The 23246-nt window shown below is 32.8% G+C and carries 18 protein-coding genes; 5 read left to right on the top strand and 13 right to left on the bottom strand.

Annotation, left to right across the window (positions count from 1 at the left end; translation table 11 throughout):
• Positions 1-34 precede the first annotated feature (34 nt).
• The 5 genes from QL232_RS07075 to QL232_RS07055 form a co-directional block, all read right to left on the bottom strand.
• Complete coding sequence (locus tag QL232_RS07075; RefSeq protein ID WP_281613592.1) at positions 35-697, bottom strand: phosphatidylserine decarboxylase family protein; 663 nt, start codon at positions 695-697, stop codon at positions 35-37.
• 155 nt (positions 698-852) lie between these two features.
• Complete coding sequence (locus tag QL232_RS07070; protein ID WP_281613591.1) at positions 853-1779, bottom strand: hypothetical protein; 927 nt, start codon at positions 1777-1779, stop codon at positions 853-855.
• A gap of 266 nt (positions 1780-2045) precedes the next feature.
• The gene (locus QL232_RS07065; RefSeq protein WP_168880755.1) at positions 2046-2378 is read right to left on the bottom strand and encodes a hypothetical protein; all 333 of its coding nucleotides are present in this window, start codon (positions 2376-2378) and stop codon (positions 2046-2048) included.
• Between the two features lie 437 nt (positions 2379-2815).
• Positions 2816-3169, bottom strand: coding sequence for a hypothetical protein (locus QL232_RS07060; protein WP_168880754.1), 354 nt, complete (start codon positions 3167-3169; stop codon positions 2816-2818).
• A gap of 910 nt (positions 3170-4079) precedes the next feature.
• Entirely contained in the window at positions 4080-4976 is an 897-nt protein-coding gene (locus tag QL232_RS07055) for a DUF5675 family protein (protein ID WP_281613590.1), read from the bottom strand.
• A 165-nt stretch (positions 4977-5141) separates the two neighbouring features.
• Here QL232_RS07055 and purD point away from each other — a divergent pair, with 165 nt between their 5' ends.
• The 3 genes from purD (at position 5142) to QL232_RS07040 (ending at position 10940) form a co-directional block, all read left to right on the top strand.
• Positions 5142-6413 carry a phosphoribosylamine--glycine ligase gene (purD, locus tag QL232_RS07050; protein WP_168880752.1) on the top strand — a complete coding sequence of 424 codons (1272 nt, stop codon included), beginning with the start codon at positions 5142-5144 and terminating at the stop codon, positions 6411-6413.
• Between the two features lie 86 nt (positions 6414-6499).
• Positions 6500-7618: a 5-(carboxyamino)imidazole ribonucleotide synthase gene (locus QL232_RS07045; RefSeq protein ID WP_281613589.1), complete on the top strand. Its 1119-nt coding sequence runs from the start codon at positions 6500-6502 to the stop codon at positions 7616-7618.
• 88 nt (positions 7619-7706) lie between these two features.
• The gene (locus tag QL232_RS07040) at positions 7707-10940 is read left to right on the top strand and encodes a WG repeat-containing protein (RefSeq protein ID WP_281613588.1); all 3234 of its coding nucleotides are present in this window, start codon (positions 7707-7709) and stop codon (positions 10938-10940) included.
• A gap of 67 nt (positions 10941-11007) precedes the next feature.
• Here the strand turns inward: QL232_RS07040 and QL232_RS07035 are convergent, their stop codons facing one another.
• Positions 11008-11253: a hypothetical protein gene (locus QL232_RS07035; RefSeq protein WP_168880749.1), complete on the bottom strand. Its 246-nt coding sequence runs from the start codon at positions 11251-11253 to the stop codon at positions 11008-11010.
• Positions 11254-11444: 191 nt separating this feature from the next.
• Complete coding sequence (locus QL232_RS07030) at positions 11445-11690, bottom strand: hypothetical protein (protein ID WP_168880748.1); 246 nt, start codon at positions 11688-11690, stop codon at positions 11445-11447.
• Positions 11691-11968: 278 nt separating this feature from the next.
• On the opposite strand from QL232_RS07030, the gene typA reads away from it, so the two are divergent.
• Positions 11969-13738 carry a translational GTPase TypA gene (typA, locus tag QL232_RS07025; protein ID WP_281613587.1) on the top strand — a complete coding sequence of 590 codons (1770 nt, stop codon included), beginning with the start codon at positions 11969-11971 and terminating at the stop codon, positions 13736-13738.
• A gap of 682 nt (positions 13739-14420) precedes the next feature.
• Here the strand turns inward: typA and QL232_RS07020 are convergent.
• Positions 14421-14891 (bottom strand): hypothetical protein, encoded by a 471-nt coding sequence (locus QL232_RS07020; RefSeq protein WP_281613586.1) that lies wholly within the window; start codon positions 14889-14891, stop codon positions 14421-14423.
• Between the two features lie 157 nt (positions 14892-15048).
• On the opposite strand from QL232_RS07020, the gene QL232_RS07015 reads away from it, so the two are divergent.
• Positions 15049-16671, top strand: coding sequence for a hypothetical protein (locus tag QL232_RS07015; RefSeq protein ID WP_281613585.1), 1623 nt, complete (start codon positions 15049-15051; stop codon positions 16669-16671).
• Positions 16672-16674: 3 nt separating this feature from the next.
• Here QL232_RS07015 and QL232_RS07010 read toward each other — a convergent pair whose 3' ends face one another.
• The 5 genes from QL232_RS07010 to QL232_RS06990 form a co-directional block, all read right to left on the bottom strand.
• Positions 16675-17523 carry a hypothetical protein gene (locus QL232_RS07010; protein WP_281613584.1) on the bottom strand — a complete coding sequence of 283 codons (849 nt, stop codon included), beginning with the start codon at positions 17521-17523 and terminating at the stop codon, positions 16675-16677.
• A gap of 1 nt (position 17524) precedes the next feature.
• On the bottom strand, positions 17525-18100 hold the full coding sequence (locus QL232_RS07005) for a sigma-70 family RNA polymerase sigma factor (protein ID WP_168880743.1): 576 nt from the start codon (positions 18098-18100) through the stop codon (positions 17525-17527).
• A 157-nt stretch (positions 18101-18257) separates the two neighbouring features.
• Positions 18258-19775 (bottom strand): TonB-dependent receptor, encoded by a 1518-nt coding sequence (locus tag QL232_RS07000; RefSeq protein ID WP_281613583.1) that lies wholly within the window; start codon positions 19773-19775, stop codon positions 18258-18260.
• 348 nt (positions 19776-20123) lie between these two features.
• Positions 20124-22220 carry a vWA domain-containing protein gene (locus QL232_RS06995; RefSeq protein ID WP_281613582.1) on the bottom strand — a complete coding sequence of 699 codons (2097 nt, stop codon included), beginning with the start codon at positions 22218-22220 and terminating at the stop codon, positions 20124-20126.
• 157 nt (positions 22221-22377) lie between these two features.
• Positions 22378-23145, bottom strand: a complete 768-nt coding sequence (locus QL232_RS06990) for a hypothetical protein (protein WP_281613581.1) — start codon at positions 23143-23145, stop codon at positions 22378-22380.
• Between the last annotated feature and the right edge of the window lie 101 nt (positions 23146-23246).

Below are 23246 nucleotides of genomic sequence, written 5' to 3'. Positions count from 1 at the left end.
TATGAAGTGCTTTTTTAATTAATACTTTCAATAACTATTGAGGTAACTCTGCAATGATTGTCTCTCCTCCTCTAGTTTTCTGCTCTAAAGTGACATTGATTTTTGAATCTAATGGTAGAAAAACATCTATCCTTGATCCAAATTTAATGAAACCAAATTCTTCACCTTGATTCACCTGATCCCCTTCATCCACATACCAACGAATACGTCTTGCTAATGCTCCAGCAATTTGTCTAAATAATACCTGAACACCATTAGAGTTTTCAGTTACTAAAGTTGTACGCTCATTATCAGTACTTGACTTTGGGTGCCATGCTACTAGAAATTTTCCTGGGTGGTATTTAAAATATTTCAATACTCCAGAAATAGGATTTCTACTTAAGTGAACATTCAAAGGTGACATAAAGATCGAAATCTGAATCCTTTTATCTTTAAAGTATTCATTTTCTTCTGTCTCCTCGATCACTACTACTTTACCATCTGCAGGTGCAATAACTAAATTTTCTCCTTGTGGAATTGTTCTGTTAGGGTTTCTGAAAAACTGTAGAATCAATAAATAAAATATTATACTGACAGTTAATGCGATTCCATGCCAGATACCAAATTGTGGTATATAGTAGTACAAAGGTGCGTTTAGGACCCCAAGAATAATTAACAAGCTAATTAGTAGTGAATGTCCTTCTTTATGTATAGTCATGAATGTGTTTAAAATGAACAATACTAGTTCCCGATACTTCTAAAAACAAACTTAGTGTTCCGCAAAAATTGTTTGGCAAAGTATCCGGAAATTTAATTTGTCCCAAAAATAAAATTTTTCAATGATAAAAAAATCAATTCCGGTGTAAATTTTCATTAATGACCGGCTCCGAATATCCTAATTCGTTTACGATTGCGTTTTTCTTTATTCTGAATGCGTTTTTGTTGCCTCTCAGTTTTTGTCTTTTTCCTCTTCTTAGGCTCTACCTGTCCTCTATGTTTATCTCCATATTTCTGGTTTTGCCTTAAGCTATACTTATTACCTCTTACCGTCGCTCCTCCTAACACTGCATGCCTATGTTCCTGTTGAATGTGACATGATTTAATAGGACATAAAGGCAACTTTTGTTTAATAGAATACGCTACTTTTACTTCAGCAGAAAGTCTTGTAACAAAAGCACTTTCTCTTGAAGGGTAATTTGTTCCCAAATAAGTATCAGACAATCCATTAATTTTATGTCCGAAGCTGTAATCCATATTCAGCATTCCTGTTACACTGATCCTATCAGTAACATACTGAGTATATCCCACACCAAGATTTAAACCAAACCCTGAAGAACCTTCTACGCCAACAAAACTAGTTGAATCAATCGTTATATTCTCAGATTGATAGACCCTTAAAGAATCTGGAAAAATCGTTTCCGCATTTAGAGTATGATAAGTAGGTGCTACCCTAACAAAGAAACTCTCTTTAATGTGTGGTAAAAAAGAGTTAGGAATAAATTTCAATATATAGAAATCACCATAAACTGAAATATCATGAAACTTTGTCGTAAGACTAACTTGCTCTCCTAGATAATCTGTTTTAGAATCGTAAGTTGACATACCATACCTCAAACCAACTGCTAATCCTTCTATCACTTCGTAATCAGAATTAAAATTGAACCCCCAACCCCAACCGAGTTTAGGCATGTTCACAGCATTCTCTGTGTTGAATTGATATAAGGTATTGTTCCAATTTTTGGCAAAAATTTGTTCAGATTGTACTCCAAAACCCACTTTCCATTTGGCATACTGCCCCATTACTGACGAGGAAGACAACAGCAAAAAGAAAACAAAAAAAGTAAAAGTATTTCTAGTTATTTTGGATAACATTAGAACTGAACAATTTAAAATGAAGATTATCTGTTAGTTGTATACAACTACTGTGCAATTTTTATCAAGTTTCAAATATACGTAAGAGAAAATGATATTTAACGGTAGAAAATAAAAAAAGAGTCCTCGAAATTCGAAAACTCTTTCCTTCTTAAACTAAACTAACAAACAAACTTTCAACTAATCTAATATTTTTATGATGCTTGTCTTACATTATCATATTCAATGAAAGACTGCATTTCATTAATTACATCTTGTGCTAATGAAGCCGGAACTTCATTTTTAAGTATATCCAAATAATCATCAGAACTTAAATACGTATTTTCAGTTCTTGCCTGATTAAAAATTTCAAAAATTCTTGATTCAGAATATTGCTTTAAAACGTCTTTGATTTCGATAGTAGCATCTGCATTTGATACTAATTCATAGATAGGTGAAGCAACTTTATCAGTTGTAATTTTCAAAGTACCTACAGTAGAAGTTTTGGACGAATTTTCTTCAATTCTGAAGTTGTATTTGATAATCATACAGGTTACGTTTATTTGAGATAGGTTATTAAGTAATATTTACTAATAATATGATGTTTGCAAACAAATAATTTGATAAGCGTTAAGCAAACATTTTTTATATAATAATTCCATTTTATTAGAAAAATACAAAAACTACTTATTTAAATTATAAACAACATTCTTTTTTAAATCCAATCAACCCCTCAAACAATACTTTTAAACGTGTTTTGTAGTAAAAAAATACAAGTTCATGACCTTTTAACAAATAAGTATAGTGCTAAATAGTAAATGCAAAAAAAAGAGCCTGCATACCAACAAGCTCTTTTTCAACTAAACTAACAAACAAACTTCCAACTAATTTTTTGTAGGTAATAAGAGTAATAAAAATATAAGATAGTAATTGGGTTATGAAAATATTTTTGAAATGAAGTACGTAATAAAAAAATATAACATTTTTAAGACGCTACCCTCATTAAGTTTTCTTCGTTAAAGATCGCTAAGTCCATCAATTTAGAATATACCATGTCTGCTGGTATTTCTGTTGTTAAAGCATCAATGTAATCTTGGACTGTAGCAGAATTACCTTCTGACCTAAATGTCAAGAATGTTTCGTAAACTCGTGTTTCAACAAATTGATCTATTCCTACTATTAATAAGGTATTTCTTTCATCCTCGTTTAATAATTCTCCATTAGCATCAACTTCATATCTTACTTGATTATTCTTATAAGATACCTTCAAGAATACTGGAGTATTTATATCAGAATATTTCAATTCTCCTTCCAATGAAATTTGATGTAATAAGATCATAATTAATACGGTTTTTACTTAGCAGATAGACAAAAGATAAAAGACATTGTGTCTTTGTTTCTGTTTCCAAATAGTTGTAAATATTTCAAATGTCCAACATTTACCCCCCTTTGAAACGATACATATAAAAATAATCCAATAACAAACTTTATATTCTTATATTATTAATTTCTATTTTCTGTATTTTCTCAACTAGAGGGAACTTTTTATGTAGGACAGAAATAGTTCCTAAATCCAATCTATTATTCTAAGAATTATCTAAAAAAAAGCAGTAACCTAATAATATAGATTACTGCTTTCTGTTTTTTTCTAATTTGACATAATTATCGATTCACCTGAATCCTTGATTGAATTTCTTGAGGTGAAATCCTTAATTCTTGTGACATTTCGTCGATACATTCTTGAAATGACACTTGCTTTTTCCTTTTTCTTAGTTGAAGATAAAACTCATAAAACTTTGTGTTCATCTTGGAAGTCGAAATCTCTAATCTTTCGATTGGAGGATTTGCTTGTTTTTTAAAGGACCGATGGTAGTGGCTTTTACATGGTTGTCGAAAAACAGAAAAAAAGCGCTTTCTAGTTGAAGTAATTGTCATGTCTGATTTATCTGTTATTGTTGTTCGTGGTGTAAGGTTCTTGTAATTTACATAAAATCAGATAATTAACAAATTATCATACACAAAAAAAGAACCTGCGAATTTCACAGGTTCTTTTCACTAAAACTAAACTAACAAACAAACTTCCAACTAATCGAATATTTTTAGATTCTCTATTTAAGAGAATGTTTTTGCTTTGTTATTTTTGACTACAACACTAAAGAAGTGTTTTTTTTGCACTTAAACAAATTTTAATTTAAAGTTATTTACATTTCTACGATAATTTATATTTATCTTTCGATGAATACCAAAATTTATCTAATTAAAAACTCGTTAAACACAAAACCTTCTTCTATTCTAGCTTTCACTCGATACCAGTCTCCTCTTTTTTCTAAAATCTCCACTTTTTCTTCTTTATTTAGGCCTTTTTCCAAAATTTTAGATGCCTTAACATGGCAATCACTTCTAATATTTAAAGTTCCAGAATTTACAGAAACCACACCTAAATCACTATCTATCAGACTTATATACTCACCAAAACACCAACCTTCAACACCTAAAGTAGCGACTTTCATCCACTCTCCTAAATCTTCTTTTATTAATAATGGAGTATCATCTACCAATTGGTCTATTACAAGACTTTCAGTATTTGGCTCTGATCTAAGGTTTAATTTTGACTTTACATTTACATAGGCTATTTCACCTTCTTTTATAAAGTCAATCTTTATTCTAGAATTTGATTTTTTCTCTATTACCTTTTCTTCGGTTTGAACAGATAATTCAAACCCATCAGATAATTCTAATAATTCAGAGATTGTCTGCCTTGAATTTAGCAGGTCCATCACTCCATCTTTTTGAATTTCCCTCTTTTTCGTTTTTAAGGCAATATCATGAAATCCTCTACCTAATAGTATACACCCTTTAGTATCTGTAAAGAAATTTCCTGAATGTATAAGAATGTGACTCCTTCCTTTCACCTCACCTCCATTTTTTTCTTGTACATGAAAAGCTCTATTGGCATAAGCTCCATGTGTTCTCGGAATTGTTTTATACTCTCCCAATGGAATACAGGAAATTCTATTTTGATTGTTTTTCCATGGTAGTTCCAATGTATCACATGAAAATACCAATTCATCATCATTATTATAAAGTTCAAATTTTCCTTGGGTTTGCAATTCCAGGAACTTGGTACGTTTTAAAATTGCTTTCATTATCCTAGATTGAAGTTAATTAATTGAATTCTCTTATATAAGTAACTTAAAATATCTGAATTATTAAATCAACTCTCTGAAAAACAAGCAACGACTATCAAATCGATTTTTTTTTTAGCATATTTGCAGAAATTTTTTGACATACTTACAACTAAGAAACAAGAGATGAAAGTACTCATTCTTGGCTCCGGAGGGAGAGAGCACACTTTAGCGTGGAAAATCTCCCAAAGTGAAAAGCTCACGAAACTGTACGCTGCACCAGGTAATGCTGGAACTGCAGAAGTTGCTCAAAACATCAGTATTTCAGTTACTGATTTTTCAAAGCTAGGTCAATTTGTCTTGGAAGAAGGTATCGACATGCTTATTGTTGGTCCTGAAGCCCCACTTGTAGAAGGTGTTGCAGATTATTTTGCGGAGGATGATAAATTATCTCATGTAAAAGTTATTGGTCCTAAAAAAGCAGGTGCTTTATTAGAAGGTAGTAAAGACTATTCTAAAAAGTTCATGATGCGTCATAACATCCCTGCTGGTGCATCTAAAACATTTACTTTAGAAACTTTAGAAAGTGGTTATGCATTCTTAGAAATGCAAAAGCCTCCATATGTTTTAAAAGCAGATGGTTTAGCAGCTGGTAAAGGTGTATTGATTATCGATAACATTGAAGAAGCTAAAAACAGCCTTAAAGAAATGTTGAGTGGTCAATTCGGTGAAGCAAGTAAATCCGTATTGGTAGAACAGTTCTTAGACGGTATTGAACTTTCTGTTTTTGTAATCACTGATGGTAAAAACTATGTTACTTTACCTGAAGCAAAAGACTACAAAAGAATTGGAGAAGGTGATACAGGTCTTAACACTGGTGGTATGGGAGCTATTTCTCCAGTACCATTTGCTGATGCTGACTTCATGCAAGAGATCGATAAGACTATTGTGAAACCAACTATTGATGGTTTAGCAAAAGATGGAATTGATTATGTAGGCTTTATATTCTTTGGATTAATTAAAGTAGATGGCAAACCATACGTTATCGAATATAACGCAAGAATGGGTGACCCAGAAACTGAAGTTGTTATTCCAAGAATCAATTCAGACTTATTAGAAGTATTAGACCTTGCAGCTCAAGGAAGATTAGACGAAGCTTCTTTAGAAATTGACTCTGATTTTGCTACTACTGTAATGTTAGTATCAGGTGGATATCCTGAAGCTTATCAAAAAGGTAAAGAAATCACAGCATTAGATAATTTAGATGATGTAACTCCTTTCCATGCAGGTACTACGTTTAGTGAACTTGGTGAAGTTATCACTGATGGCGGACGTGTTATTGCAATGACTGGTAAAGGTAAGGATATGAAATCAGCATTAGCTAAATCATTCAAAGCTGCAGAAACAGTACAATTCGACAAGAAGTACTTCCGTTCTGATATTGGTTTCGATCTTTAATTTGATACGACAATAATATAAACTACAAAGCCACTTAGTTCAACACAATATTGCAATTAGGTGGCTTTCAATTTTTACTTATCACTATGAAAAAGATTGGTGTTTTAGGTGGTGGTCAATTAGGACGTATGATGATTCAATCTGCGATGAATCTCAACATTCATGTCAAAACATTAGACCCAGACCCAAATGCCCCTTGTAAGGCAGTTGCTCATGAATTTGTTGTTGGATCTTTAAATGATTACGACACAATACTAGAATTTGCAAAAGATGTTGACATTGTTACTATAGAAATTGAAAATGTCAATACTGATGCACTTCTTGAGATTCAGAAACAAGGTACTCCTGTTTTCCCAAAACCAGAACATATTGCTCTTATACAAGATAAAAGAGTTCAAAAACAATTCTATCAGGAAAACAACATTCCAACATCTCCATTTGTATTAGTTGAAAACAAAGAAGAGTTGGTAAAGCATAAAGACTTACTACCTGCAGTAATGAAAATTGGTAAAGGTGGTTACGATGGTAGAGGTGTACAAGTGATGCGCACTGAGGCTGACTTTGAAAAAGGTTTTGACGGACCATCAGTTTTTGAAAAAATGGTAGATATCGATAAGGAAATATCTATCATCGCTGCTAGAAACGAAAAAGGTGAGATCAATACTTTCCCTGCTGTTGAGGTAGTTTATCATGAAAGTAATCTTGTTGATTATCTTCTATCGCCAGCAACCATTTCTAAAGAAATTGAAGATAAAGCGACTGAAATTGCCATCGATCTTGTGAAAAAATTAGATTTCATAGGATTACTTGCCATCGAATTTTTCGTAGATCAAGAAGGAAATGTCATTGTCAATGAAGTTGCACCAAGAACGCACAATTCTGGTCATCAAACAATTGAAGGAAATATTACTTCTCAGTTTGATCAACATATTAGAGCGGTAGCAAATTTACCTTTAGGAGATACTGCTAGAAGATCTCCATCAGCCATGGTAAATGTTCTTGGTGAAAAAGGATACACTGGCGTTGCAAAGTATGAAGGTGTCGATGAAGTTCTTTCTATCTCTGGAGTATATATTCATTTGTATGATAAGCAGATGACAAAGCCTGAAAGAAAGATGGGACACATCACCATAATTGCCGAAACAAAAGAACAACTTTTAGAAAAAGTTGATTTAGTAAAGAAGCACTTTAAAGTGATTGCATAAATTAAAAGGGAGATGACCATAAAAAGTCCATCTCCCTTTTTCTTTGGCATGACTTTCGACTATTTTCATGATATAAAATCACGATATTATGTTGAAGCCACTTCTAATACTACTAAATATACTAATCTTCCCTTTTTACATTACTGCTCAATCACTTATTCCTGTTTCAGACCAAGGAAAATGGGGGTTAGTCACAGAAGATAATTCCGAAATTGTCTCATCTAAATATCAATATATCACTCCAATACTAAAGGGATCTTTCTACCGTTTTGGTTTTGATAATAAAACAGGTTTGATGGATAATAAAGGGAAAGAAATTATTCCTCCTGTATACGAAAGATTAGAAGTTCTTGATCATAACTTATTTGTCATCTGGAATAGTGAAGGATGTTCATTAATCAATCAAAACCAGGAAAAACTGACCAAAGAAAACTATTATTCTATATCCCCTTTTGGTTCTTATTTAAAGGTATTCCATAAAAATAAAGTAGGTCTCATCAACAAAAATGGAGAAGTTATTATTTCTACGAAATTCGATGACATCCAAAAAAAGCAACATATATATATCACTGAAAGTAATAATAAGAAAGGCTTTCTTAACCTAAAGGGAGAAGAGCAGGTTTCTCCTCAATTTAAATCCGTTGAGTTTTTAGATAATAATCATATCATATGTAGAATTGAAGGCGGCCCTTTAGTTCAATGGTTCACAATAGAGGAGTCAGGTACGGTTATCAATGAAAAATCCTTCAACAAAGACACTGACTATAAACGTTACCAAAAGGAATTGTATTTAAGTGCTGAAATCAATAAAGTAAAAAACAATGCTCCTGTACAACCTGTCTGGGTAGATGTACAAAATGAAAAATATTTAATTGCTCCCAATGGTAAAATTCTCATGGGTGGCAAATCATTCTTTTTCGTTCAATACGATCCTACCTCTAACCTATCCGTTGCTCGAAGACAGGAAAATGAAGATGTGTACATGAACTACTTAATTGATATGACCAAAGGAACTACCCTTTTTAATGATACTTTCAAAGAGATTGTTCTTAGTGATTTCAATTCATCTGAATGGGCTAGAATTTCTGTTGATACATTATGGGACAAACTGATCAATAAAAAAGGTATAGTGAAGCGACAAGCCACTGTTCAAGGTAATGACTATACATTCAATAACATTGGTAACTTCTACGAAAAAAGAGCTTGGTTTAGTACCAAAGATTACAAATATGGTTTGATCGATGATAAAGCTGAAGTAGTTGTAAAACCAATCTATTCAGTAATCACAGATTTCACTGATGGACAAGCTATCGTAAAAAGAAATAACCTATATGGGACTATAGATGTAAATGGAGAAATTATTCTTCCTATAGAATACAACGGTGTCTCAAAATTAAATAATGGCTGGATGTCTGTTAAAAAAGGTCCTGGAACTGCAGGCAGATGGGGAATTTTTGATAAAACAGGGCATCAAATTTTAGATTTTAAATATGAAAAAATCTACTTGGACGAAAAAGGAGCTAATGTTTTCGAAAACGGTAGATGGGGTCGTTATTTAAGAACCAAAAAGTGGGCATTCCAACCTTCTATCAAGGTGAATGAGATGCTTTCGTTCAAAAATGGTATAGCAAAACTACAAAGAAAACCGATCTATAACCCTGTAGATCGAATAACCCTCATTGGTTTTAAATATCAAGGATACATTAAAGAAGACGGTACGGTTATCATCCCGCCTGTCTACACTGAAATCATTGGTTTTGAAAGAGCATGGGAAACACAAGAAGGATTAGGTATTCTTAAAAAGGGAGAACTAGTAGGGTACATCAACTATCTAGGGGAAACTGTTTTAGAGCCAAAGTATATAAAAGCAGATGGCTTTTCTGAGGTCTGGACACTTCATAAAGGAGTAGCTATGGTTGAAACAAAAGATAAGTACATCAATTTTGTTGATTATCATGGCGATGAGGTATTACCAGAAGAATTCAGTGCAATTGACCAATCGTTCTACAAAATAGCAGAAGATAGTAGCGGTGTATCTATCGGTACAATAAACCGTAAGAAAGGCCTCTTGGACTACCAAGGAAATCACAAATCACCTTTTGTTTACCAACAACTCTATCCGATTAATGAGCAAAGGTTTATTGCTCAAAAAGATAAGCTTTGGGGGATAATTAATGCTGACGGCGATACTCTTTCATCATTTATTAATAAAAAGTCATCTCCTTTAAAAGGGACAGAAAACATTAAATTTCTAAAAGATTCAACATCTTCTTTTTCTATTTCTAATGATGGCACTTGGGGTATAGCAAACTTAAAAGCTACTCTAATTCAACCTTCGTTTAAAAAGATTGATGATTACAAATACCATCACATTGGTAGTGATTATGCAATTGTATCTAAAAAAGGAAAATCAAAACTACAGGGTGTTATAGATCCTAATGGAAAAATATTAGTGAAGCTAGAATTCAAAAAGATTAGTCCTTTTACCGGTGATTTGGCTCCCGCCCAAAAAGACAGCAAGAATGTTAAAGAGAGAAAGTACGGGTATATCAATAAAAAAGGAAAATGGATTATTGCTCCTACTTATAACCATGCAAAACAATTTAGTAATGGTTTAGCTGCAGTATGCTCAAAAAATAAATGGGGATATATAGATACAAATGGCAAAGTAGTCATACCTATCAAGTACTCTACAGCATTAGACTTTAAAGGTGAACTAGCTGAAGTTGATCATCATTTTATTATTAATAAGAAAGGGTTAACTGTAGGAGAACTTAAAGACCACGAACAACTCTATGATTACAATGGTATTAGAGGAATTGTTAAAGGCACAGGCTATCAACGCCATATTTTACCTAATGGTATAGCTGCTTATGCGATGAAGTTTGATGAGGTTACTCCATACAATAACGCCGGTGTAGCCTTTGTGAAGACTGGTGAAATTTGGGAGCTTACAAGAAAAATAAATAAGACCACAACCAAAAAGAGATTCACTAAGTTTCAAATGGAAAATTATCTTGAGCAGTACGGTAATAAGCGTAAGGTAGTCTCTTTAACGGGTGATGTATCACAAGATATGGGTTTCGAGAAAATCCATGATGGTACTTGGAGAATGATTGGACTTGATGGAACTCCCCTCAACCCAATTACATTTGAAAAGGTAAAATATGATCAAGGAGTATTTACTTTTCATATTAAACAATTGGAAAAAGTGGTTAATCAAGATGGTAAAGAACTAACTGACTGGACATTAGGTATTATTTCTACACCAAATGGAAAAATCATTTCTTTTCAAAATGGTGGTAGTAAGTTAATTCAATAAAAAAGCGGTCAAATTAAACTTTTGACCGCATACATTTAGTTGAAGCTATGTTATTAAGTGAATTCTTTTAGTTCGCCCACTCCATCATGTGTTGAGCTTGTTGAATACCTTTTGCTGTTAAATCTGCTTTTGTGACGTATCCATGATTTTCAACATCACCGATCAACCCTTGGTGCTTCATTTGTTCGGCTAACACATTAATCTCATCTGAAGTGGCACAGATACCTAGTTTTTTTGCTACATCTTGGAAAGTACTGCCTGTATTAAGGCATAATCCCATTAGGAATTTCGAAAATTTAATCTCTCTGGACATGACTGTGTTGGTATTAGTTATTATAAGAATATACTGAATCTCAGTAATTGTTTTAGGTTAGTATAAATTTACACAACCGGTTGCATTAATAAAAAGCCATTGATATATATTAAGGATTTATACATCGAGCAAAAAAAAGCACTCTGAATATATCAGAGTGCTATAAAATCTTTTAAAGAACTAACTAGCTATTAAATAGCAGAGTCCATTAATGTGGAAGCATACGTTTGACCTTTTTTCGAAAGAGATACATACGTTTCTTTTGCTGTACGTTCGATTCTAGATACAAGACCTTCTGCTTCTAATTTTGTTGCTAATGCATTGATTTCATCTCGGTTAGTGTAAATACCTAAGTTTTTTGCAATTGCTTGTAAAGATTGGCCAGTGTTGAGGCACATTCCAATAAGGAACTTCGAATATTTCGTCTCGCTTGACATAGTACTTGGTTATTTATAAAGGTTATTAAATTTTTGTCACTTGGTAGTAGATAAATCCCTGTAAGTGAAAGGGTTCTACTATTTTAGGTTATTCTGATGATACAAATATCAATCTCTGCAACCGATTTCGCAAATTTCCATTGTTAATTGTTTGTAAATATTTAATTGTATGAACAACAATTAATTACACTTTATCAACAATAGATATTAATAACATTGATAGAAAGCTATTAAACTCAAATCATTCTCTTATCTTTGGGGGTTCATTTAAAATTATCATGAGTAGTATCCGTAATATTGCTATCATCGCCCACGTCGATCATGGCAAAACAACATTAGTAGATAAAATGCTGCACGCAGCTCAGTTGTTTAGAGAAAACCAAGAAACAGGAGAACTGATTCTTGACAACAACGACTTAGAGCGCGAAAGAGGTATCACAATTTTATCTAAAAACGTAGCTATCGAGTATAAAGGTGTTAAAGTTAACATCATTGATACTCCAGGTCACGCCGACTTCGGTGGAGAAGTAGAGCGTGTATTAAAAATGGCTGACTCTGTTTTGCTTTTGGTAGATGCGTTTGAAGGCCCAATGCCTCAAACTCGTTTCGTATTGGGTAAAGCACTTTCATTAGGATTAAAACCTATCGTGGTGATCAACAAAGTTGATAAGCCAAACTGTCGCCCAGACGAAGTACATGATCAGGTATTTGATTTATTCTTCAACTTGGATGCAACGGAAGAACAATTAGAGTTCCCAACATTCTATGGTTCTTCTAAAAATGGTTGGATGAGTACTGACTGGAAAAACGAGACAGATTCTATCGTTCCTTTATTAGACGGTATTATTGATCTTGTACCAGAAGCTCCATCACCTCAAGGTGATCCACAGTTACAAATCACTTCATTAGACTTCTCTAACTTCGTTGGACGTATCGCTATCGGTCGTTTAACAAGAGGTACTTTAAAAGAGAAAACTTTTGTTGGTTTAGCTAAAGCTGATGGTTCAATCAAAAAAGTACACATCAAAGAACTTCAAACTTTCGAAGGTTTAGGCCGTAAAAAAGTTTCTGAAGTACAAGCTGGCGACCTTTGTGCTATTGTAGGTATCGATGATTTCGAAATCGGTGATACAATCACAACAGTAGAAAACCCTGAACCACTTCCACGTATGGCTATCGAAGAGCCTACAATGAGTATGTTGTTTATGATTAACAACTCTCCTTTCTTCGGTAAAGAGGGTAAATTCGTTACTTCTCGTCACCTACGTGATCGTTTATACAAAGAAACTGAGAAGAACTTAGCTTTACGTATTGAAGCTACAGATTCTGAAGATAGATTTATTGTTTATGGTCGAGGTATTCTTCACTTAGCTGTATTGATTGAAACAATGCGTCGTGAAGGTTACGAACTTCAAGTAGGTCAACCTCAAGTATTATACAAAGAGATTGATGGCGTGAAGCACGAACCAATTGAAACATTAGTAATTGACGTTCCTGAAGGCGTTTCTGGTAAAGCTATTGAATTAGCAACTCAACGTAAAGGTGAATTATTAATCATGGAGCCAAAAGGTGACATGCAACACTTAGAGTTCCAAATTCCTTCTCGTGGTATCATCGGTTTAAGAAATAACATCTTAACTGCAACTGCTGGTGAAGCAATTATGACTCACCGTTTCCATGAGTATGCTCCTTTCAAAGGTGAAATGACTACTAAGACAAATGGTGCTATCATTTCTGACCAAACAGGTACTCCTACAGCTTACTCTTTAGATAAGCTACAAGATAGAGGTACTTTCTTTGTAGACCCTACAGAGGATATCTACGAAGGTCAAGTAATTGGTGAATTTAACCGTCCAATGGACTTGAGAGTAAACGTAATCAAGGGTAAGAAATTAACGAACATGCGTGCTGCAGGTTCTGATGACAACTCTAAGATTGCTCCTAAACGTCAATTCTCTTTAGAAGAATGTATGGAATACATCAGAGAAGATGAATTAGTTGAGGTAACTCCTGAGAACATCCGTATGCGTAAGATCAAATTGAAATAATATATTTCAATAAAAATATAAGGCCTTCAATCACTAGTGGTTGAAGGCCTTTTTTATGAGATCAAATTAATTTTTTGGGATTAACCGTCTGTAAGAGTAATATCTAACGTACTTCCAGGTCAATCATAACAAGTAGACTCATCATCATTATACCGTAAATAGAGATGTCAACAACATGTTCTATTACAGGTTTTCTTTTTAATTTCTTTAAAATGAGTATTGATTTTCTAGACATAAGTATTTCTTTCTTTATTCACTTACTTATATCAGAAGTTTAGAAATGTCACCAAAAAAAATCATGTAAATACAAAAAGAGGTAACTACTATTTAGTAACTACCTCTCCAACTTAGTATGAAATGAAATGAATTATTACTTTTTATCTACATAAATTCTTTTTGACTTTTTTGAACAACCAATTGTAATTATTATTGATTGTTTGTGTTCGTAATACTTGGAAAGACATTCTTCTTTCACCTTGTAAACTACTTACATTATTATAATACGCATCTTATTCTGAATTGTTGATATTTTACTCGAGTATTAACAAACATTCATCTTTATATTATATTTCTAAAAAAATAAACAGCTCACAATGTGCAAGCTGCTTACCCTACTAAAAACTCTCTCTCAATTTACTTTCTTAAAATAATTAACATATTATACATTTATCTAAAGCATTCATTATCTGCTGTAAGAGACAATATATTCAGCATTATGAATATTATTACTTGTGTTTCCGTTGGTGTAAATTACAGGAGACTCAACAGTGTAAGCCTTACCATTTCCTGAAATATCTCCTTGTATCGAAAAGTGAGCTCCAGGTGCAATGTCCAGTATCACATTTTCTCCTTGAATAATAAGTTCACCTTCAATGATTAAATTTGTATTTTCATTTAACACTAAAATTGATCCCTCTTCTAATATCAAATCTTTCTCTACAACCGTATACTTGTCTTGATCTTCTCCTTCAAATGAAAGCGGCGTTTCTTTTTTCACTATCATATCTCCAGGAATTCTTGCTGCATCGCCAAGGTAATTATCAGCATTTATTACAGTAGGCTTTGAAATTTCAATATCGAATTCTTGTGCAGAAGTATTAAATTGTATGAATAGAAGTAATGCAAATGACAATTGAAGATGGATGAATTTCATTTTAATGTTTTTTTATTTTTTGTGATTCACTATGTTATATCCCCCACTTTAAAATGTCACCAAATACTTCTAAGCGTTAACTTTTATTGGTAATGCTATAAAAATCGTTTCCATCTCTTATTTTTGTGATGTATATAATTAGACGATTTTAGTAAACATGCTTAGGTATAACAGCCCATATCTTTTTTTTATCTTTTTATTTTTTTGTATCACCTCTACTATTAATGCACAATTTTTAGAGGAAGAAAATTATAAGTTTCAAGAAGCGAATAATGTTCTCCATAAAATTGCATTCACTAAAGGAGACAATCGTCCTATTCCACAACTAAAGATCTCTATAGAACCTAAGTATGTAGCAAAATACTACCCTGGTGAAAGCCAACATTTCATTTATTTAGATGAAAAAGTCTATGACTTATGTGCTACACTTGGTAGTGATTCATTAAATGCACTTGCTTGCATAATTGGGCATGAGCTAGGGCACTATTATGAAGATCATATTCAATCTTTTGGTCTTTCGGATACAGATGTTACTCATTCCAAAACCGAATTGGAAGATGATGCCGATAAATTTGGGTTGTTCTATGGTGCCGTCGCTGGTTTTAATACACCAAAGACCTTTGCAAAAATTCTTGATAAAATTTACGACGAATATCACAGAGACAGTCACTTAAAAGGTTACCCCGAATTAAAACAGAGAAAAAAGATTATCAATAAAGCTATTAATGAAGTTGATGTATTTATTCATGTATATAAAGTAGGGCAAATGCTTTATGCTATTGGTAAATATGAAGAAGCCTACCAATGTTTAGAGTATATTTTAAACCATTACCCCAGTAAACTTATCTATAATAACTTAGGGGTTTGTCAATTGAAAATATACATGAATAAGGTACAGTCTAAAGAGATCTACCCCTACATCTACCCCTTTGAGTTTGATGTCCGAGTAAAGCGTAAAGTACCTAATACTGACTTAAGAAGTAGAGATTTCAATTTTAGTGAAATTGACTTAGCCATACAAAACTTCAAAAAGGCCATCCAACTTGATCCGTTATATGAAACGGGTTACATCAACCTTGCCTGTGCTTATTCCATAAAAGGGAATCAAGATGCTGCCAGTGGGACCATTTTTGAATTGGAGACAGAATTACAATTAGAAGGAAAGACTATTTCTGAAAATGCATACATGGTGAAAGGAATTAGTAAAGCTTTAAATGAAAATTACGAAGAAGCTTCTAAATACTTTCAACACCTCACAACAAATAGTGACATCAATAATTACAATAAAAAAGTATTAGATGCTGAGGTAAAAAAAGAAAATTCTTATTTCGATAACTTCATGGCTTGGGTAGAAGAATATATTTCAACAGAAACCCCTATCGAAAAAGAAACTATAGTAATTAATAGCAATAAAGAGAAAATAAGAAAACTATTACCAAAAGATTTAGAAGTCGATAAAAGATTCCATAAAACAGATTTAGGCAATTGGTCGATGCTATACTATAGTGAACAAGATGATTATTCTATGTTTATTTTTAGAGGCAAAACCACTGAAATCAAACTTTTAGAAGCCATGGACAACTATCCTTTAACTACTCAAAAAGGAATTAAAGTGAAAGACAATATTGCTAAAGTGAGATCTTCAGAATATTATGGTTATCCTACTTTTAGATGGAACAATAAACCCCATACCATTTTAACTTATGATACGGGGCGTATTGCATTCACCTTCGAAGACCAAAAACTTGTAAATTGGTTCCGTTGGGAAGTTTTAGATTAATTACTATTTCAATTGAGTTGGTTTTGAAGTATAATCAATTAAATATTTTTTACCATCTAATTTTAATAAAAACGATGGATCTGATGTTGCATCAAACTCTAGTTTTATATTAGATATTTTCTCAGAAGAATAAATTTTTAATGTCTTGTCTTCAAACTCATAATATCCTTTCAACTCTTTATTCTTTATCACTTCTACTTCAACCTCACTTTCTCCGTCATCTGCAAAACCAAGGCCTTCATTAATATTCTCTACCTTTATAGTATATGTAGAAACAATGGTATTTGTGGGTTCGTCACCGTAATCTTTTAGCATAAAAATAGCTGCTAACAAGATAACACAGATGGAAGCTGCTGCAGCAAAAGTCCTAGATGTATAGAACTTCACTTCTTTGCTTTTTTCTTCCTGTGGTCTTTCTACTTTAAAGACAGGAGATGTTTTCTCTTCTTTTTCTTCAGACAAAGAGTCCTCGAATGTCTTTAGTTTACCTTTTAAGAAATCTCTTTTTACTTGTTCGATGAGTAATTTCTGAGCTTCAATTTCATCTTTAAATTGCTCATCATCTCTTATCTTATTTTCGACGAGTTCAAGTAATTCCTCTGTTAGCTCTTTTCCCAAATAAGCATCTATTAAAGATGTTTTATCAGGAATAAATGACGCTTCAAAAGCTTTTAGTTTTTCCTCAATAGATCTCTGTTGAACGGTATTGATAAGAATTTGATGAGCCTTAACTTCCAAAGCGAAATCAACATTTTCTTTGAGTTGATTTTCAAACTCTTTCAATTCATCTCCTGATAAATTACCTTCCAAATAAGCATCAATATACGCTGTATAATCTCTGTTTTCTTCCATATTACATCCCTTTTGACTTCAGAACCGTTACTGCTTCTTTTCTGGCCTTTTCCATACATTTATTCAATTGGGAGGTTGCTGACCTTGCATTAGCAAAACCAAGTTGTTCAGCTATTTCCGACATCGATAACTTTATCTTAGAATATTTTGAGTGTATTAGTTCTTGGCATTTTGTTCCAAGGTGATTAATAATTGAAGACATCTCATCGAATAACTCGTATTGTTCTTCATCAAAGCTCACACTATCATCTAAGAGTGTATTATCATGTTCCAGCTCGTCATTTTTTCCTTTATTGTTTCTAAGGAAAACTCTCCATTGATTGTATGCTAGGGTATATAAGTAATTTTTTAGATTGGAATCATCCCTCACTCTACCTTTTTCAAGGTTATTATGCAGATCTATAATCACACTTTGGAAAACTTCTTTTCCTGCTTCCTCGTCTCCTCCGTTTTTCTTGACAAGGTTTACAATCATTGCTTGATAATTCACATATAAATATTTCCAAGCAGATTCTCTGTGCTCTTTTAGATCTTCTAATAGTGATTTTAATGACGTGGTATATTCTTGCTCCAACATTCTAGGATTTAGGTTACTTTTAATCTATCCAATATTAATAAAATTACTTAAAATCCACGATATAAAAAGACCTTATCTCATTATATCGTTAAATAAAAAATGTCACCTTCTAAAATTTTAAAAGGTGACATTTTTTTGAAATATATTTCTCTGATGCTTAGATTTTTACACTTGCACCTTTATTCATAATCTCTAATTGCCTTTTCCTTGTAGACTCTTTTCGAGATTGTTCAATTTCCTTTTTCCTTTCAACTGAGCAAGGATAATTGAATAAACAGAACTGTTTTACTTGTTCTACCACAATCTGAGGAACCATCACCTCCCATTCGGTACTTCCTTCTTTGATCAACTCAAGAACTCTGTCCGAAATAATTTGAAGGTTTTTGATGTTACAATCGCTTAAGTCTTCAATCTTATTGTTATCGACCATCGCTTGGAATAATGAGTGAATTCCATCTTCCAATTTAATGTCTTTACTTCTTAATACATCTGCTCCGTTAGCACTTTCTCTTGCTAATGATGGATAAACATAAAGCTTAATATTTCTACCGAATAAGAAACCAAATGCTTCTAAAATTCCACCTTTAAGATGATCATAATACTTTGGTGTAAAGATGTATTCTAAGTTATAAAGTCCAACTGCTACACCAATTTTTCTACCTCTTGTAAAGCGAGATAAATAGTTAGTTAAACGATAGTACTCTTGGTACTTCGAGATCATTACTGTATATCCTAACGAACATAACATATCTACTCTATCCAAGAAATCATTTTCATCTTTCTTACGGTCTTCGGATATTCTTAAGTTTTCTAATGTTAACTCGGCTACAGTTACGATGTTATTTTCATCGACTTCAGGATCATTCTTAAAGTGCTCATAAGAACGTTCCATCATATCAATGTTCACCTTAGTAATAGGTCTAAATCGACCTCTAAGTACTAAAATGTTTTTCTTATATAGGAAGTCTTGTGGTAAAGCAACTTGACCATCAGGTCCGAACATAGTTGTCTTTGCAAGACCATTTTTAACTAATAATAAACTTAATAATCGGTTATCAACATCCAAGAAATCAGGACCAGTCACTCGGATAAAGTTGACGATAATTTTATGGATACTAAGTTCATCCATTAATGAACTTAAGAAGTCATCTACATTATCTGTCATGTAAAAACATGCATAGATTAAGTTAACTCCTAGAATACCAATAGTTTCTTGTTGTAGTAGAGGGTCGTTGTCTTTTAACTCAACATGTAAAACAACTTCATTCGCACCTCCGTTAGGTTTTGTCTGAAAACGAACACCAAGCCATCCATGACCCTGGTTTGTTCGATTAAAGTTTAGCTGTTCAATTGTATCCGCAAAGGCAAAGAAGCAAGTTTTATCAGCTCTTTGTGGTAGACGCTCACCCAAAAGACTAAATTCCTTTGCAAGCATTCTTTCCACTCTACTTTGACATACGTACCTACCGCCCGGTTCTGGACCATAAATAGCATCTGAAAAAGCCATATCGTAGGCAGACATCGTTTTGGCAATTGTTCCGGAAGCTGCTCCGGCTTTAAAGAAATTGGCAGCCACTTCCTGACCTGCTCCGATTTCTGCAATTGAACCATAAATTGTTGGATCAAGGTTAATTTTTAAAGCTTTCTCCTTTGTGGTCAATTTGTTGAATCCCATAATAAATTAAGGTACTTCTATGTTTTGCGTATGTGAATATATAATAGAGCCAACCAATACTATACTACATTATAAATCAAATAAGTAATCAAATGTTTAAGTTTGGTCTTTTCTAGTATGTTACTTGGTCAATGAACAAAATCAATACCGCTTTGCTCTTTGTACAAAAGTATAAGATATTTATTCTAATAAAATGTTTTTTCGCATTGATTATGAAAATAATGTAATTTTTACACTAATGATTATAAATGCAAAAAATAGGTGCTGAATTCACAAATTTTCATCATGATCAACACCTATTTTTTAATAAAGAATATTATCCTTTATAAATTTAATATTTCAATGAGCCTAAAACCCTCCAAATACCTTACGAATCACCCATTCTGAGAACAATAACAAGCATAATAGTGTAAGAATCCAATAAGAAGAGCCCACTTCTTTATACATTTCCTCAGCATGAATTCTTTGAGCTGACTTATTAGATAATACCAAATCAGAGATCTCATTAATGGTATTCGATTCATAGAAAGCTCCTCCTGTTTTATCTGCAATGCTTCTTAATAACTCAAAGTTTGCCGTAGGATTTAAAGCTTCTAATTCCATAGTTTTCACTGTGAAATTACCTGTTGAATATTCTTTTTTACCATTTATAGTTGTTGATGCAGTGTACTTATACACACCTTCTGTCAAATCTGATAAATGATACTTGAAATAGGGAGCAGAGTTCAAATAAGTATATGACATTTTCTCTCCTTTATCATTCTGTATCACTAGATCGATGGTTTGACCATAAATCGATTCATAAATATCATTATACACTTCCGTTTCAATCACAATATCTTCTATATCAGAATATTCTGGCTGCGTAGTATTTACTCTAAACCTTCTCTTATCTGTTTTTGTTGATAAATATTGGATCACTTTACTGATCAATTCATCAATTGCCCCTTCATCAGAATCTAACAATCCTTCTTGAAGTCGCCATTTCCATAAACCAGTACCCGTTAAAACTGCAGATTTCACATCCCCAGTCTCTCCTAAAACTAATAAAGGTTTAGACGTTTTTACACTACCAATTTGATGGTACATTAAAATATTACCAGATTTTAGTTTGTACTCACCAAAAGGCACTTCAACAGGAGCCATTTTCGTTATCAAGTCCTTCTTCTCCTTTGGGAAAGTAAATGCTTTGAAAGTATCATTAAACGCCACTGTCACCTTATCTTTTTGCCCTCTATACCCTTCAATTGTCAATAGGTTATTCATTTTGTTAAAGGCATTGATATCGGTAACATCTCCTATGATATACCAAAAGGGGACTTGTTCATTGACAAATTTCTTGATAAGCAACCCTGCTTTATTTTTAATATTTGGAAACTCATGCAGGATAACTAAGTCATATTTTGCTTTCTTATCATACCCCAAACCGTTGTTAAGTTTTAGCCCTGGAATATAAACATGAAGCTCATAGTTTTTATTCTTTTCTACGCCCTCTCTAATAGCTTTAATGTCTGGATGTGGAGCATTTGCAATTAGTAATATTTTTTCTTTTCCTTCTATGACCTCAATATATACTGACTTAGAGTTATTCTCTTTAGAGAATTCACCATCTAGGCTTTTTACAGAAACTGTAAACTTTTGGTATCCTTTCTTCTTAGCCTCTACTAAAAATTCAATTTGTTCAAACCCTTTTTCATTTGAGATTTTAAACCTTTTTCTATCTAGAATTTTTCCATTGGACGTTAAAGAAACTTCTACCACTTTACCTAAAAAGCCTTCATTTACTACTTCTGCTATAATTGGAAATTTATTCCCCATATATGCAATTCTATTAGCATATACATCCTTTACTTGTAGATCAATTTGTGGAATAGTGTCTCCGATTCCAACTGTGTAAACTGGAACTACGGATGGAACATATAAAGGAGAAAAGCCTTGATTAAAGATACCATCCGTCACTAATGTGATACCTGCCAAGTTCTCATGTTCATTGATTTCTTCTAACTTTTGAATGGATTTACTTAAGTTTGTCACCTTACCATCAAAGTTCAAAGAAGCTAAATCTTCTTCCTCAATCTTATCACCTGATAGATTATAGAATTTAGTATCGTAACCGTCTGATTCTAGTTTTTTAGCAACATCAACAATACCATTTACTAAACTTTGAAGCTTGTCTTTAGACACTGTTGCAATCATCGATTCAGAATCATCGATGATAAATGACATGATGGGTTTCTCATAATATCTCTGTATACTCTTGAACATTGGATCCAAAAGTAGAAATAAGATTAAGACAAGAGCCGAAAACCTTAATACTATCAAAATTCTATTGACAGTAAGGTTCCATATTTGTTTCTGAGTATAAAAAAAGTAAGTGATTAAAGCACATGCTAGTGCACCAAAAAACAACCACCACCAAGAGTATTCTATATAAAGTCCATTCATGGATTTAGTAAAGATTAGCATTAGGTCTTATCATTAGCCTAATTATCTAGCTATAAAAACAAACTAAAAAAGCAATAGTATTGCTAACAATAGAAGTTACTCCCTATTCTCTCAGAATGCAATTTATTTTCACGATTTATTTAATGAGGAAGAAAAATTATAATTCTTCTGAAGCATTCATACCGTACAGAACACTTTTCTTTACCTTATCTACCATTAATTTTGCTCCTCCCACAAAAGACGGTGGCAAATTATTTACATAGCTCAATACATAATATTGAACTATCATTCTCTCTTCATCTATTGGGTAATAAAATGTTATTTGACGTGTCAGTTTATTTGTTTTCTGCATCATCACTTTAGAAAAGCCTGTTGCATATTTTATCACTGCCTTGGAAGGTTGTATCGTTTTACCTTCCACTTCCAAACCTGATAGCTCACCAATCATAATATTTACATGACTATTCTGACTTTTTTCACCCTTTTCCACAATTTCTAAAGTGTAATCATAAGACGGGTTGAATCCTGATCCTGAAGCATGGTAAATTCCATCTTCAAGACTAATCACATAATCCTGATCCTTCTTTTGTTGAATATCAGTAGATAAGATTTCTTCGTTGGTATATAGAGGCCGATTAACAATAGAAACACCTCTAGACAATAAGATATGATACTTTTCCCCTTGATCCTTTTCGTTTGTTAGTAATTGAATCAATGATTCATCATTAGAAAACTCAGCTTCTGATGGATACTCTGTTCCTCGATCAACATTATAACAAGCAGTATACAACAAAACATTCTTACTTGTTAAATCAGACATAGCTACTGTAAATGCAGCATTATTCTGCTCTTTTGATTGATATTGAGCAAACGCCTCCACACCAAAGTAAGACATCACCACAAGAAGGAAAAATAGTTTTTTCATAGACTTATCTTATTCCATATTCTTCATAATATACAAGATTGACCTTGTAATATAAGTAACGATAAACGCTACTATCATCCCTTGAAAAAAGTAAGATGATT

Source organism: Flammeovirga sp. SubArs3 (assembly GCF_947387565.1).
GTDB lineage: Bacteria > Bacteroidota > Bacteroidia > Cytophagales > Flammeovirgaceae > Flammeovirga > Flammeovirga agarivorans.
Note: the sequence above shows the minus strand (reverse complement) of the source record. Positions and strands in the feature narration are given on the sequence as shown.